The 13,788-nt window shown below is 70.5% G+C and carries 12 protein-coding genes; 8 read left to right on the forward strand and 4 right to left on the reverse strand.

The features are described from left to right. Positions 1-76 precede the first annotated feature (76 nt). The 5 genes from GWK61_RS12660 to GWK61_RS12680 all read left to right on the forward strand — a co-directional run bounded on the left by GWK61_RS12660 (position 77) and on the right by GWK61_RS12680 (position 4,101). Complete coding sequence (locus GWK61_RS12660) at positions 77-1,621, forward strand: serine/threonine-protein kinase (protein ID WP_194908533.1); 1,545 nt, start codon at positions 77-79, stop codon at positions 1,619-1,621. Positions 1,622-1,644: 23 nt separating this feature from the next. Next, positions 1,645-1,827: a Sp36 family protein gene (sp36, locus tag GWK61_RS12665; RefSeq protein WP_194908534.1), complete on the forward strand. Its 183-nt coding sequence runs from the start codon at positions 1,645-1,647 to the stop codon at positions 1,825-1,827. A 3-nt stretch (positions 1,828-1,830) separates the two neighbouring features. Beyond that, positions 1,831-2,289: a RidA family protein gene (locus tag GWK61_RS12670; protein WP_194908535.1), complete on the forward strand. Its 459-nt coding sequence runs from the start codon at positions 1,831-1,833 to the stop codon at positions 2,287-2,289. A 67-nt stretch (positions 2,290-2,356) separates the two neighbouring features. Continuing rightward, positions 2,357-3,226: an NUDIX hydrolase gene (locus GWK61_RS12675; protein ID WP_194908536.1), complete on the forward strand. Its 870-nt coding sequence runs from the start codon at positions 2,357-2,359 to the stop codon at positions 3,224-3,226. Between the two features lie 38 nt (positions 3,227-3,264). After that, complete coding sequence (locus tag GWK61_RS12680; RefSeq protein ID WP_228562202.1) at positions 3,265-4,101, forward strand: MBL fold metallo-hydrolase; 837 nt, start codon at positions 3,265-3,267, stop codon at positions 4,099-4,101. Between the two features lie 138 nt (positions 4,102-4,239). Here GWK61_RS12680 and GWK61_RS59455 read toward each other — a convergent pair whose 3' ends face one another. Beyond that, complete coding sequence (locus GWK61_RS59455; protein ID WP_194908537.1) at positions 4,240-4,641, reverse strand: WhiB family transcriptional regulator; 402 nt, start codon at positions 4,639-4,641, stop codon at positions 4,240-4,242. A 394-nt stretch (positions 4,642-5,035) separates the two neighbouring features. Here GWK61_RS59455 and GWK61_RS12690 point away from each other — a divergent pair, with 394 nt between their 5' ends. Then, positions 5,036-7,270: a transglycosylase domain-containing protein gene (locus tag GWK61_RS12690; RefSeq protein WP_194908538.1), complete on the forward strand. Its 2,235-nt coding sequence runs from the start codon at positions 5,036-5,038 to the stop codon at positions 7,268-7,270. A gap of 137 nt (positions 7,271-7,407) precedes the next feature. Next, complete coding sequence (locus GWK61_RS12695) at positions 7,408-8,352, forward strand: hypothetical protein (protein WP_194908539.1); 945 nt, start codon at positions 7,408-7,410, stop codon at positions 8,350-8,352. Here the strand turns inward: GWK61_RS12695 and GWK61_RS12700 are convergent. From GWK61_RS12700 to GWK61_RS12710, 3 genes are all read right to left on the reverse strand, one after another. Continuing rightward, positions 8,285-9,052: an SDR family NAD(P)-dependent oxidoreductase gene (locus GWK61_RS12700; protein ID WP_194908540.1), complete on the reverse strand. Its 768-nt coding sequence runs from the start codon at positions 9,050-9,052 to the stop codon at positions 8,285-8,287. The genes GWK61_RS12695 and GWK61_RS12700 overlap by 68 nt on opposite strands. A gap of 2 nt (positions 9,053-9,054) precedes the next feature. Beyond that, positions 9,055-10,479: a hypothetical protein gene (locus tag GWK61_RS12705; RefSeq protein WP_194908541.1), complete on the reverse strand. Its 1,425-nt coding sequence runs from the start codon at positions 10,477-10,479 to the stop codon at positions 9,055-9,057. A 108-nt stretch (positions 10,480-10,587) separates the two neighbouring features. After that, entirely contained in the window at positions 10,588-12,147 is a 1,560-nt protein-coding gene (locus GWK61_RS12710; protein WP_194908542.1) for a YfcC family protein, read from the reverse strand. Positions 12,148-12,228: 81 nt separating this feature from the next. Between GWK61_RS12710 and GWK61_RS12715 the strand changes: the two genes are divergently transcribed. Continuing rightward, positions 12,229-13,788, forward strand: a 1,560-nt coding sequence (locus tag GWK61_RS12715; RefSeq protein WP_228562203.1) for a CocE/NonD family hydrolase, incomplete at its 3' end; no start/stop codon positions are given.

Consider the following 13,788-nt stretch of genomic DNA (forward strand, 5'->3'; position numbering starts at 1 on the left):
CCACCCCTGGCGCTACTCTGGAGGGCCACCGCAGGGGTGGTGCTTATCAGGGAACTTGGCCGAGGGGGGCCCACAGATGAGCGACGACGTCGACACCGAACGCCTGGCACCACCGGAGCGCTTGATCGCGGAGCGTTATGTTCTGCGCGCGGAGCTCGGCCGGGGTGGCATGGGCGTCGTGTGGCGCGGCGAGGACCGGGTGATCGGACGGCCGGTCGCCGTGAAGGAGATGCGGCTCAGCGAGGGCGTCACGGTCGCCGAGCGCGCGGTCTTCGAGCAGCGCATCATGCGTGAGGCCCGCACCGCCGGGCGGCTGAACGACCCGGCCGTGGTCACCGTCTTCGACGTGGTCCACGACAACGGCTCCGTGTTCATCGTCATGGAGCTGGTCGAGGCACCGAACCTGGCGCAGCTGGTCCGCGGCTCCGGTCCGCTCTCCCCACCCGCCGTCGCCGAAATAGGCCGCCAGGTGCTCTCCGCGCTGGAGGCCGCCCACGGAGCCGGCATCGTGCACCGCGACGTGAAGCCGTCGAACATCATGGTCGGCGGCAACGGCCGGGCCAAGCTCACCGACTTCGGGATCGCGCAGGCCGTCGACGACCCCACGCTGACCAAGACCGGCGCCGTCATCGGCTCCCCCGCCTACCTCGCCCCGGAACGACTCTCCGGCCACGAGGCGAGCCCGGCCTCCGACCTGTGGTCGCTCGGCGCGGTGCTGTACTTCGCGATCGAGGGCAAGGCCGCGTTCGAACGCGACACCACGGCGGCCACGTTCGGCGCGGTGCTGACCGAGGTCCCATACCTGACGAACGCGCAGGGTCCGCTGGCCGCCGCGGTGTCCGGGATGCTGGCCTCCGCGCCCGAGGGCCGGCTGACCGCGCCACAGATCCGGACGCTGCTGGACGCGGTGACCCGCGAGACGGCCATGCCGCTCGCGCCGCAGGGCACCATGGGCACGATACCGATCGCGCCCATCGGGGCGCCGACCACGCCGCTGGCCCCGCTGTGGAACCCGGCAGCCGCGCCGCCGAAGCGGTCCTGGGCCAAGATAGCCGGGACGTTCGCCGCGGCAGTACTGGTCACCGCGGCGGTCGCGGGCTTCGCCGCCTACAACGCGGGCTCGAGTTCGGGGAAGAAGCAGGAGCAGAAAGCCGACGCCCTGCCCTCGGACGTGGTGAAGGTGTACTCGATGGGGCCCGGCCCGAAGACCGACTTCCCGGCCGGCCTGCCCATGAGCGGCTCCCAGACCTGCCTGAGCGGCCCGCCCTTCGTCCCCGGCAGCCCGACGTATCAGAGCACTTCGTGCTCCAACCCCCACGACCTGGAGATCTACTACCAGACCTCCTTCGTCAACACCTCGTTCAGCAGCTACGGCACCAACAACCCGGTGCCGTATCCCGGCGTCGACCAGCTGACGGCACTGGCCAAGCAGGCATGCTGGACAGACCGGTTGATCACGCCTTATGCGAACGCCAAGGGCGGCCACTACAACTACTACGCCGTCATCCCGACCCCGGACCTGTGGGCGGGAAAGAACCTGCCCACCAGTTCGAGCGCGGACCAGAGCGTCTACTGCCTGATGACGAACACCGCGGGGCAACTGCCTGGCGACGGCTCATAGCCGCCGCCCCGTAGTCTTACCCCATGACGCTGCGTCCAATTTACAATCAATGGGAATACGCGACAGTGCCGCTGCTGGTGCACGCCACCAAGCAGATCCTCGACACCTGGGGCGAGGACGGCTGGGAACTCGTCCAGGTGGTCCCGGGCCCGAACCCGGACCAGCTGGTCGCCTACCTGAAGCGTCCGAAGACGACGGAGTCCTGAGACATGACCCACCCCGAAGAGAAGCTGACCGAGCTCGGCCTGAAGCTGCCCGAGGTCGCGGCCCCGGTCGCGGCCTACATCCCGGTGCTGCGCAGCGGCAATCTCGTCTACACCTCCGGCCAGCTGCCGATGGTCGACGGCGCGCTGCCGATGGTCGGCAAGGTCGGCGCCGAGGTCAGCCCGGAGGACGCCAAGGCCCTGGCGCAGCGCTGCGCGCTGAACGCGCTGGCCGCGGTGAAGTCCGAGATCGGCGACCTAGCCAAGGTCAAGCGGGTCGTGAAGGTGGTCGGGTTCGTGGCCAGCGCCCCGGACTTCACCGGCCAGCCCGGGGTCGTCAACGGCGCCTCGGAGCTGCTCGGCGCGGTCTTCGGCGAGGCCGGCCGGCACGCGCGCTCGGCGGTCGGGGTGGCGGTGCTGCCGCTGGACGCGCCGGTCGAGGTCGAGCTGACCGTCGAGGTCTGAGCCGGCGGCGGTACACGGCGGCATCTGGTTCCCGCCGCGGCGGGAACCAGAAAAGGAAGGGGAACGCATGTCGCAGCAAGGCGGGGAGTACATAGCTCCGGCCGGCAGCCGGCTCAGCGCGCAGGTGCCGGAGGGCTGGCAGGAGCAGATCGCCGCCTACGAGCGCGGCGAGTTCACCCCGGTGCCCCCGAAGCACGCTGCGACAGTAGTACTGCTCCGCGACTGCGTGGACGCACCCCCGGACGTCTACCTGCTCAAGCGCGCCGCCTCGATGTCCTTCGCCGGCGGCTTCTACGCCTTCCCCGGCGGCCGGGTCGACCCGCGCGACGCGGACGCCGAGATCGCCTGGGCCGGGCCCTCGGCCGCGGACTGGGCCCGGCGCTTCGGCAGCGACGAGGCCGAGGCCCGCGCGCTGCTGTGCGCGGCGGTCCGGGAGACCTTCGAGGAGTCCGGCGTCCTGTTCGCCGGCCCTGACGAGCACTCCGTGGTCGCCGACACCACCGACGAGGACTGGGAAGCCGACCGGCGGGCGCTGGTTTCACGGGAAACATCGCTGGCGGAGTTCCTCACAAAAAGGTCGCTCGTGCTGCGCACCGACCTGCTCGGCGGCTGGTCCCGCTGGATCACCCCGGAGTTCGAGCCGCGCCGCTACGACACCGCGTTCTTCGTCTCGGCGCTGCCGGCCGGCCAGCGGACCCGGGACGTGTCGGGGGAGACCGAGTCGACCACCTGGATGCAGCCCCGACAGGCCATTGACGACCACATCGCGGGCCGGGCCCTGATGCTCCCGCCGACCGTCACCACGCTGCGCGAGGTGCACGGCTTCGGCACCGCCCAGGAGGCCGTGCGAGCCGCGGCGAGCCGGCCGCTGAAGCCGATCATGGCCACGGTGCGACGCCACGACGACGGGTCCTGGCACCTCGAATGGGAACTCTGACAAATGGGAACTCTGACAGTGACAGCGGCGGGGCGGCGATGAACGACCTGATGAAGCCCGGCGTCCGGCCCGAGGCCGGGACGGACCGCGCGACCCTGATCCTGGCCCCGAACGCCGACCCGATGACCCTGGACGGCACCAACACCTGGCTGCTCGCCGAGCCCGGGGCGCGCCGCGCCGTGGTCGTCGACCCGGGGCCGCTGCACGAGGACCACCTCCAGCTGATCCTGGCCACCGCCGAGGAGCGCGAGCTGCGGATCGGGCTGATCCTGCTCACCCACGGCCACTTCGACCACTCCGAGGGCGCCCCGCGGCTGGCCGAGCTGACCGGCGCGCCGGTGCGCGCGCTGGACCCGCGGTTCCGGCTCGGGGACGAGGGGCTGGTCGGCGGCGACGTGGTGGATATGGACGGGCTGCACCTGTTCGTGGTCGCCACGCCCGGGCACAGCGCTGACAGCTTGTGCTTCGTCCTGCCCGACGATCGCGCGCTGCTGACCGGCGACACCATCCTGGGCCGGGGCACGACCGTGGTCGCGCATCCCGACGGCCGGCTGGGGGACTACCTCGACTCGCTGCGGCACCTGCGGGACCTGGCGGCCGCGCACGAGGTGGAGACCGTGCTGCCCGGGCACGGACCGGTGCCGGCCGACGCGCTGGGCGTCGTCGAGTTCTACCTCGAACACCGCCGGCAGCGGCTGGAGCAGGTGCGGGCGGCGCTGGCCGCAGGCGACGAGACCGCCGCCGACGTGGTGGCCCGGGTGTACGCGGACGTGGATCCGGCGGTCAAGTTCGCGGCCGAGATGTCGGTGCGGGCCCAGCTGGAATACCTCGGCGCCGGGGGACAGGACGGCGACGGACAGGCCAGCCGCGCATAGGGCGGCGCGGATGGGACGGCTGCCCGTGCGGCTCGCACCGCACGGCAGCAGGCGTCAGCGGGCCCTGAGGACCCGCTCGACCACTGGTCGAACGCGCTCACCGGTCGTACGTCGGGTACGCCGGGTCGCGCGGGCGGGTCAGGCCCGGCCGAAGGAACCGGCCTCACTGCGCTGTCGGGGGATGGCGGCCTGGGTCGCGGCGGCGAACCGCGCGTCGACCTCCGCCGCGGTACTGAGGTCGCCCCCGGTGCGCTCGGCACCGCTGCGTTCGTAGTGCTCCTTGGCGGCCTCCAGGAACTGCCGCCAGGAGCGCACCTCGGGGCGCCGGCGCAGCAGCGCACGCCGCTCGCGCTCGGTCATCCCGCCCCACACTCCGTACTCGACGCGGTTGTCGAGCGCGTCGGCCAGGCACTCGGTGCGCACCGGGCACCCCGAGCACACGGTCTTCGCCCGGTTCTGAGCTGCTCCCTGCACGAACAGCTCATCCGGATCCATGCCGCGGCACGCCGCCACAACGGTCCAGTCCTCTACCCAGCTCATCGCCGGTGCCGTCCTCTCGCAAAGATCGAGCTCCCCCAACGGCGGAGCCGACAGCGGCCCTTCCCCTCACCGACAGCCGTCCTCGGACCCGGACGCGCTGGTGATGGCCGGCCCGTCGGTCGGACCGAAACGCATCCGACCTGGTGGAAGGGTCGATCTCGGCAGCCAAACAGCACAATACGGAAGATCGGGAGGGCGCAACAGTCCCCGATGTACTCAATTCCTATGGTCCTTTGTGACTAGATCGCCGCAGATGCCGCACCCTCCCCACCTCACCACGCCGGCGGTGCCCCGCGCGGCGCTGAACAGCGGCGTCGGATCGAAGCGGGGCGCGTGCGCCCCGACCGCGCCACCCGGCCACCCCGGCCGAGGTTGACGTCGTAGTCTGTCCCCCATGGCTTCGCACCCGCCCCGGCCCTTCCGCGGCAGCGGTCCGCTGCGCGCCCTGTTCGGCCTGTTGATGATCAGTGCGCTGGCCGGCGTGCTGGTGGCCGGTATGGCACTGCCCTTCGTCGGCACCGCGGGGCTGGCCGCCAAGAGCGCCTCGGACCACTTCGAGGACATCCCGGACGACCTGAAGACCCCCGACCTGCCGCAGCGCTCGCAGATCCTGGCCGCCGACGGCTCGGTGATGGCGACCTTCTGGGGCGACTTCGGCAACCGGGTCATCGTGCCCTTCAGCGCCATCAGCCCGAACGTGTGGCAGGCGCTGGTGGCCACCGAGGACTCCCGCTTCTTCTCGCACGGCGGCATCGACATCAAGGGCACGCTGCGCGCGTTCGTCTCCGACCTCGGCGGGTCGAACCAGGGCGGCTCCTCGATCTCGCAGCAGTACGTGAAGAACGTCCTGGTGCTGGAGGCCGGCAACGACAAGGCCAAGTACGCCGACGCCACCGGCGACTCGATGGCCCGCAAGGTCCGCGAGCTGAAGTACGCGATCGCGGTCGAGCAGAAGTTCTCCAAAACCGAGATCCTCGAGCGCTACCTGAACCTGGTGCCGTTCGCCGAGAACGTCTCGGGCATCGAGACCGCCGCCGACCGCTGGTTCGGCGTGCACGCCGGCCAGCTCACCGTGCCGCAGGCCGCGACCCTGATCGGGATGCTGAAGAACCCGGTCGCCTACGACCCGGCCAAGCACCCGCTGGCGGCCACCGACCGGCGCAACACCGTGCTGGACCGGATGGCCGACCCGACCGTGCACTACATCACGCCGGAGCAGGCCGCGGCCTTCAAGGCGCAGCCGCTGGGCCTGAAGCTCCAGCCCCAGCACTCCGGCTGCATCTACGCGCCGGGCAGCACGGCGTTCTTCTGCGAGTACATCGAGCAGGAGATCCTCAACGACCCGATATACGGCAAGACCACGGCCGACCGCGCGGCCTTCTTCAACCGCGGCGGCCTGACCATCAAGACCACGATGGACCCGAAGATGGAGGCCGCCGCCCAGAAGTCGATCAACGACAACGTCCTGCCCACCGACATCCCGGGCGCGGCGATCGCGATGATCCAGCCCGGCACCGGCCAGATCAAGGCCATGGCGCAGAGCCGGAACATGGGCACCGGCGAGGGCCAGACCTACCTGAACCTGGCCGCCGACCCCTCGCACGGCGGCGGCAACGGGTACCAGGCGGGCTCGACCTTCAAGTCCTTCGTCGCGATGGCCGCGCTGGAGAAGGGCATGACCCCGGAGTTCGTCCAGGACCTGCCGTACCAGGTCGACGAGACCCAGAGCAAGTTCTCGACCTGCGACACCCCGGCCGGCTTCACCCAGGACCCGAAGTGGAAGCCGACCGACGAGACCCAGCAGGAAGCCGGTCCGCAGACCATGACCAGCGCGTTGTGGAACTCGGTCAACAACTACTTCGTCAAGATGGAGGAGCAGACCGGCATCTGTGAGCCGGCCCGGCTGGCCGCGGCCGCCGGCCTGACCATCGACAGCGACAACGGCGTCGGCAAGCGGCTGCAGCAGATCGGATCGTTCACCCTGGGCACCAACCAGGTGACGCCGATCGCGATGGCGAACGCCTACGCGACCTTCGCCGCACGCGGCATGTACTGCAAGCCGACGGCGATCTCCGCCATCACCGACACCTCCGGCAAGCAGTACCCGGTCGCCACCCCCGACTGCCACCAGACCATCGACCCGTCGCTGACCGACCAGCTGACCGGGATGCTCCAGGGCGTGGTGGACAAGGGCACGGCGGCCAGTATCCGCACCTTCTACTCGGGCCCGGCGGCCGGCAAGACCGGCACCAACGACAGCCGCCTGATGACCTGGTTCGACGGCTACACCCCGAACCTGGCCGCCGCGGTCTGGGTCGGCGTGGTCTCGCCGAAGCCCAACGACAAGGGCCTGGTCAACGTGAAGATCCACGGCCAGTACTACGACAAGGTCTGTGGCGGCTGCCTGGCCGCGCCGATCTGGGGCCAGGCCATGAACGGTGCCCTGGCCGGCACCACGCCGCCCGGCTTCTCGGTGCCCGAACTGCCCGGCGACATCCCGCCGCCCACGCAGCCGACGCCGCCGCCGGGTCAGCCCACCCCGCCGCCCGGCCAGGCCAACGGCGGCCAGAACGGCGGCGCCAACGGTGGTACCGGCGGCTTCATCGGCGGGTTCATCGGCGGGCAATAGCTCGACGGGCAATAGCCGCGAAAGGATCACGACGGGGCACGGAACCGAACGGTTCCGTGCCCCGTCGAACGTTCATGAAGTCTCCTCGATCGAAACTACGGAACACTCCGGGCTGGATCGGCGCGACTCTGGCAGCGGTGGCTGTCGTGTCCGGCGCTGCGGTGGGAGCACAGGCGTCGTCCTCCAGTCCGGCATCGCCGGCGGCCAGAGCGATCGTGCCCGCAGGATCGTCCTCAGCGAACGATCCGCACGAGGCGGCGGCCCGGCGCGAGGTCGTCCAGATGCTCGCGGCCTTCCAGCCCCCGCCGGGAGCGACCAAGGCCGCGAACCAGCCGGATCCGCTGCCGGTCGGCCTGGACCGGCCGCCGATGAGGTCGGCCGCGGAGTCCCAGGTCGCCGCCGTCGGCTGGTATGAGACCTCGCAGAGTCCGGATGACGTGTTGGCCTGGGTCACAGCGCATCCGCCGACCGGGGCGACCTTGTCGGGATCGGGATCGGGATCGGGGTCGGGGTCGGGATCGGGCGGCGGGTCCGGGCCCGGCTTCGTGACCTTCGCCTTCCCCGGGCGCACCAACTGGCTGATCGTGACGCCGCAGAGCGCGGCCGACGGCCGCACGGTCATCCGGCTCGACGCCTCCGACGTCTGGACGCCCTCGCGGCCTCCGGGCTCGATGCTCGGCTACACCGCGACGTCCGTGTCGGTGGTCACCCGGAACCCGATGAACCCGCAGTTCGCCCTGCCCGCCGACGAGACCGCCGGCCACACCAGCACCGATCCGGCCGTCGTCCACAAGGTCGTGGACCTGCTCAACGCCCTGCAGCCGCCGGTCCCGGGGACCAAGAACTGCGCGGCCGACATGGGCGTCACGGTCCGGATCACGCTGCCGGGCCTGGCGGCGGTCGCCGCGCAGGCGGGCGGTTGCGGCGAGGTCGTGATCACCCCGCAGGGCGGCTCCCCGCAGTACTACGACGGCGCCGCCGATCTCATCCCCAAGGTCTACACGTTGTTCGGCATCACTTGGAGCCGATCAACAGGTCTCCCACCAGGTACTGAAAGGACCGAGGCAGCCGGGATCCGGTGACCGTCGCGAACGCCAGCACCCGGCTCGGGATGCACACCGGCTTGCCCGCCGCCACCGCCGCCAGCCCGCGCGCCACGATCGCCTCCGGCGACTGCCAGAACATCTTCGGCAGCCGGTTGTCGAACCCGTGGTCCGTGAGCGGCGTCGATGACGGGCCGGCCACCAGGGCCGTGACGTGCACGCCCTTCCGGCGGGTCTCGCGGTGCAGGTTCTCGCTGAAGGTCAGCACGAACGCCTTGCTCGCGGCGTAGGTCGTCGCCCGGGGCGTCGGCGAGGTGGCGGCGAGCGAGGAGAGGTTGAGGATGCCGCCGTGGCCGGCCGCCGTCATCCGCGGCAGCGCGGCGTGGCTCAGCCGCATCAGCGCCATGACGTTCAGCGCGACCTTGTTGATCTCGCCCTCGGCCGGCAGCTTCACGAACTCGCCGGTCGTGCCCACCCCGGCGTTGTTCACCAGGAGGTCGACCGGCTTGTCGGTGTCCCGCAGGCGCTCTTCGACCACGGCCAGCCCGGCCGGATCGGTCAGGTCGGCGGGCAGGATCTCGGTCTCGGTGCCCAGTTCGGCGGCCAGCTTCTCCAGCACCTCGCCGCGCCGGGCAACTAGCACCAGCGCGACGCCGCGCGCGGACAGCTGCCGGGCGAACTGCTCGCCGAACCCGGACGACGCCCCGGTCACCAGGGCTCTGGCATAGGTCTGCTTCATCATCACACCGGCTGGTCGACGTTGTCGGTACGGAAGGCGATCGCGGCCCGGCCGGCCGGGTCGAACAGGTCCAGCAGGCCGGTCAGCGGTTCGTCGGGGACGTCGGGCGTCCACAGCTCCACGGCCATCTCGCCGTGGTAGAGCATCGGCCAGCGCACGTAGGAGCGGGAGTCGCCGGCGTCGTTGATGGCCTGCGAGCGCCGCACGGTCGCGGCGGCGACGTCGACCATCAGGTCGGTTCCGCAGCCGAAGCCGTAGGGGTAGGCGACGCGGTCCGGCGGGATGCTCTCGATCAGCGTCTCATCGGCCTCGTCGACACCGACGTGCGCGTGCAGGCCGCCGCGCACCGAGGGCACCTCGACAGTGCCGTTCGGGTCGGGGCGCCATATCCCGCCGGCGTCCTTGCTGACCCGGATCTTGGGAGCCGCGGCCATCAGCGCGCAGACTTCCCACGCCTCGACCGACGGGCCCTTCTGCCCGGCGCCGCCGACCTCGAGCAGCCGCAGCCGGCCGCCGTCGAGCTGGTGGTCCACCACCACGACGTCCTCGGGCCGCAGGTCCCGCTTGTCGACCTCGAAGCTGCCGGACGCGGTGACCACCAGCGCCTGCAGGTCCGGGTCGAAGACGAACATCATGCCCTCGCTGAACCCCTTGATGCCGAGGTAGCGCTGGTAGGCCGAGGCCATGGTGACCGAGACGTAGTCGGAGACGCGGTGCGGCGGGGGCAGCAGGCCCAGGCTGCCCATCCGGCGCCCGGCGGTGACCAGCACCTGCGGGGAGCGCGCGGCGTCGAAGGCCGAGGTCTGCACCGAGTCCGGTATCCGGTCCAGGCGCTCGTTGACCTCGGTGGCGCAGGCCGTGGCGACCAGCCGGTCGCGGATGTCCCGGACGATGTCCACGGTGACCGACGGGTGGCCGCCCTCCATGGTGCACAGGGTGGCCTCGCGGATCTCGCCGGTCTCCGGGTCCGGATAGACGAAGAGCGTCTTCGGCGACCCGACTCGCGCCATCAGGACCCGGGCCAGCTGGACCACTTCCAGGTGCTTGGCCCCGGCCAGCGGCTCGTCGACCTCGAACACCCCGACCAGGTTCCGGACCCCGCCGCGCACGTCGCCGGTGCGCCGCAGACTCACCATCAGCGGCGGGTACTGCTCGGCGACCCGGTCCAGCAGCGTGCCGGGACCGGCCGGGACGGGTATGTGGACCAGCAGCACGTCCAGCTCGACGCGCTTGCCGGCGCCGGCCACCGAGGTGGGCCGGCCGACTTCGTGGCCCTGGTCGGCGAACGCTTTGCACAGGTCGTCGAGGAACGACTGCACCGCACCCTGCCCGGGGGCGACGGCGTCGACGCGGCAGACCCGCCACCAGGGCAGCGCGGTCAGGTCGAAGCGGTCCGCCCCGTGAGTGCCATACCAGGTATCGAGCATGGACCGTACGCTACCCGAGGGACGGGCATTACCCCATCTGGGTGACGGACATTGATGGAGATCGGCGCCCTTTTCCGCACGGCTGAGCAAGGGCCTGAAAGCATGGGCCTAACCGACGGCCGCGCCGATCGCCAGGAAGCCACAGATCATCACCAGCATCACGGCCAGGTACGGCAGGATGAACCGGATGTACTTGTCGTAGCCGACCTTGGCCAGTGTCAGGCCACCCATGATGACGGCGCTGGTCGGGACGAAGAGGTTCATGAAGCCGTTGGAGTTGCACCACGCGGTGACCACGAGCGACTTGGGCACGTTGGCGAAGGCGGCGAGCGGCGCCATGATCGGCATCACCAGCGTGGCGTGCCCGGAGGTGGACGGGATCAGGAACGCCAGGGGTAGGTTCACGACGAACACCAGGACCGAGAACACCGCCGAGGTGGTGCCGTGGACCGCGCCCTCCAGCGCGTGCAGCACCGTGTCGGTGATCTTCGCGTTGTTCATGATCACCGTGATACCCCGGGCCAGCGCCACCACCAGCGCCGGCGAGATGAAGTCGGCGGCCCCGGAGATGATGGTGCCGGTCAGCTTGGCCTCGTTCATCCGCGCGATCACCCCGATCGCCACCCCGGCCAGCAGGAACATCGCAGCCAACTGCGGGAACGACCAGTCCAGCTGCCAGGAGTAGGCGGCTGCGTCGGACTTGCCGGTGATCACCGAGGCCCACGGGATGACCGAGAAGATCATCAGCGCGAAGGTCAGCCCGGTGGCGATCAGCGCCGACTTCTGCGTGCTGGTCAACGGCGGGGGCTCCTGCGCCGAACCGGCCGCGACCTCGTGATCGCCGGGCAGGAAACCGACGACCGAGTGTGCGGGATCGGTGCGCACGCGGGAGGCGTAGCGCAGGACGAAGGCGATGGTCACGGCGGTGAGCACGACGAGCATGAGGCCGCGCAGCACGATGCCGTCGCCGATGGAGATCCCGGCGGCCGAGGAGGCGACGCCGATGGCGAACGGGTTCATCGTCGAGCACAGCACGCCGATGCCGGAGCTGAGCAGGATCGCGGCGACCGCGACCATCCGGTCGTAGCCCAGGGCCAGCGACAGCGGCACGATCAGGCCGTAGAAGCCGAGCGTCTCCTCCGACCAGCCCTCGACCGAGCCCAGCAGCGCGAACACCGCCATGATCGCGGTGATCAGCAGCGCTCCGCGCTCGCGCAGGCGGTGCGCCAGCCGGCCGATGCCGGTGTCCAGAGCGCCGGTGGCGAACAGGACCGTGATGAAGGCGCCGATGGCCAGGACGAAGAAGAACACGCCGACGCTGCCGTAGAGGGAGCCGTCGTTCTCGGTGGAGACCTGGCCGGACTTCGCGTCCTGGATGCCGTAGAGGCCGTTGACCGGTGACATCGCCAGGTTGCTGACCCGGCCGCCGAAGGACAGGGGCGAGGAGATGCGGTGGTAGGTGCCCTGGACCGGGTTGCCGGCGTCGTTGCGCTGGTACTCGCCGCTGGGGATGAAGAAGGCGGCGATCCAGACCAGGATGGTGACGATCGCCAGGACGGTCATGGCGCTGGGGAAGGAGCGCGTGCGCGCGCCGCCGGTGTTCTGGTCGCCCTGGTCACCCCGGTCGTTCTGGTCATCCCGCTCGTCCTGCTGGTGGTTGTCCGCCATGCACCGAATGTCACAGAAAGACCGCCCCGAATGGGTGAGGCTCGCAAGCCGGTGCGCTTTCCGGGTGGAACTTTGGAACACATGAGCCACCCGGTCCGCGTCCTGCGTCATGTGTGGATCCCGATGCGCGACGGCGTGCGGCTGTCGGCCCGGGTCTGGCTGCCGGCGGACACCGATGAGCCACAGCCGGCGGTAATGGAATACATCCCTTACCGGAAGAACGACGGCACGGCGCCCCGCGACCTGACATTGCACGCCGCCTTCGCCGCAGCTGGCTACGCGTCCTTGCGCGTCGACAACCGCGGCAGCGGCGACTCCGAGGGCATCATGCTCGACGAGTACCACCCCACGGAGCAGGACGACGCGCTGCAGATCCTGCAGTGGCTAGCCGCGCAGTCCTGGTGCGACGGCAATGTGGCGATGATCGGAAAATCCTGGGGCGGCTTCAATGGCTTGCAGGTCGCAGCCCTGAGCCCGCCCCAACTGAAATGCATTGTGACCGTCTGCTCCACCGACGACCGCTACGCGGACGACGTCCACTACCTCGGCGGATCGCTGGTCGCCTCCGAGGCGCTGCCCTGGGCCTCGACCATGCTCTGCTACAACGCGCGCCCGCCGGACCCCGACGTGGTCGGCCCCGGCTGGCGCGCGGAGTGGTTCCGGCGGATGGCGGAGACGCCGTCGTATATCGGCACGTGGCTGGCACATCAGAGGCGTGACGCGTACTGGAGGCACGGCTCGGTGATCGAGGATCCGTCCGGCATCAAGGCGGCGGTCCTGGCGGTCGGCGGCTGGGCCGACCCCTATCGCGGCGCGGTGTTCCGCCTTCTCGACGAACTCACCCCGCTGGGCACTCCGGTCAAAGGTCTGATCGGCCCTTGGGCTCATACATATCCGCATCAGGCAGCCCCCGGCCCGGCGATGGATTTCATCGGCGAATGTTTGAAATGGTTTGACCGTTTCCTGCGCGAAAACGCGGACCAGGATGAAGAACCGCCCGAGGAACCGCCCGCTCTGAGGGCCTGGATGCCGGACCCGGCGCCCTTCGGCTCGGACGCGGAGGAGCGCCCGGGGCGCTGGGTGGTGGAGCCGACCTGGCCGCCGGAAAACGCGGAGCGGCATGGTTTTCATACCTGTCGGCTGATCGGCCGCCACCTGCACCTGCACGAGCCGACCACCGGCTCCCTGACGGCCACCGGCGACGAGGCGGTGCTGCGCTCACCACTGGCGATCGGCTCGGCGGCCGGCAACGTCCTGCAGTTCGGCGACGTCGCGGGCCGCCCCGGCGACCAGGCCGCAGACGACGGCCGGTCGCACACCTTCACCTCGTGCCCGCTGCCCGAGCAGCTGGAGATCCTCGGCCGCGCGAGCGTCGAGCTGCTGGTCGACGCCGACCAGCCCACCGCCCAGCTCGCCGTCCGACTCTGCGAGGTCACCCCCGACGGCACCTCCCGCCTGGTCACCACCGGAGCCCTGAACTTGACCCACCGCGAGAGCCACGAGGAACCGGAGCCACTGGAGCCGGGCCAGGCGTACCGCGTCACGATCCCCCTGTTCGCCACCGGGCACGCCTTCGGCGCCGGCAACCGCATCCGACTGACGGTGTCAGCATCCTTCTGGCCCTGGCTGTGGCCCTCCCCC

It is taken from the genome of Catenulispora rubra (assembly GCF_015356825.1).
In the GTDB taxonomy this organism is placed as follows: Bacteria; Actinomycetota; Actinomycetes; order Streptomycetales; family Catenulisporaceae; genus Catenulispora; species Catenulispora rubra.

Coding starts and splice junctions, on each gene's coding strand:
- GWK61_RS12710 (WP_194908542.1), bottom strand. CDS start 12,147: ATGGCGGACAACCACCAGCAGGACGAGCGGGATGACCAGAACGACCGG.
- GWK61_RS12660 (WP_194908533.1), top strand. CDS start 77: ATGAGCGACGACGTCGACACCGAACGCCTGGCACCACCGGAGCGCTTG.
- GWK61_RS12680 (WP_228562202.1), top strand. CDS start 3,265: ATGAACGACCTGATGAAGCCCGGCGTCCGGCCCGAGGCCGGGACGGAC.
- GWK61_RS12690 (WP_194908538.1), top strand. CDS start 5,036: ATGGCTTCGCACCCGCCCCGGCCCTTCCGCGGCAGCGGTCCGCTGCGC.
- GWK61_RS12700 (WP_194908540.1), bottom strand. CDS start 9,052: ATGAAGCAGACCTATGCCAGAGCCCTGGTGACCGGGGCGTCGTCCGGG.
- sp36 (WP_194908534.1), top strand. CDS start 1,645: ATGACGCTGCGTCCAATTTACAATCAATGGGAATACGCGACAGTGCCG.
- GWK61_RS12670 (WP_194908535.1), top strand. CDS start 1,831: ATGACCCACCCCGAAGAGAAGCTGACCGAGCTCGGCCTGAAGCTGCCC.
- GWK61_RS12675 (WP_194908536.1), top strand. CDS start 2,357: ATGTCGCAGCAAGGCGGGGAGTACATAGCTCCGGCCGGCAGCCGGCTC.
- GWK61_RS59455 (WP_194908537.1), bottom strand. CDS start 4,641: ATGAGCTGGGTAGAGGACTGGACCGTTGTGGCGGCGTGCCGCGGCATG.
- GWK61_RS12705 (WP_194908541.1), bottom strand. CDS start 10,479: ATGCTCGATACCTGGTATGGCACTCACGGGGCGGACCGCTTCGACCTG.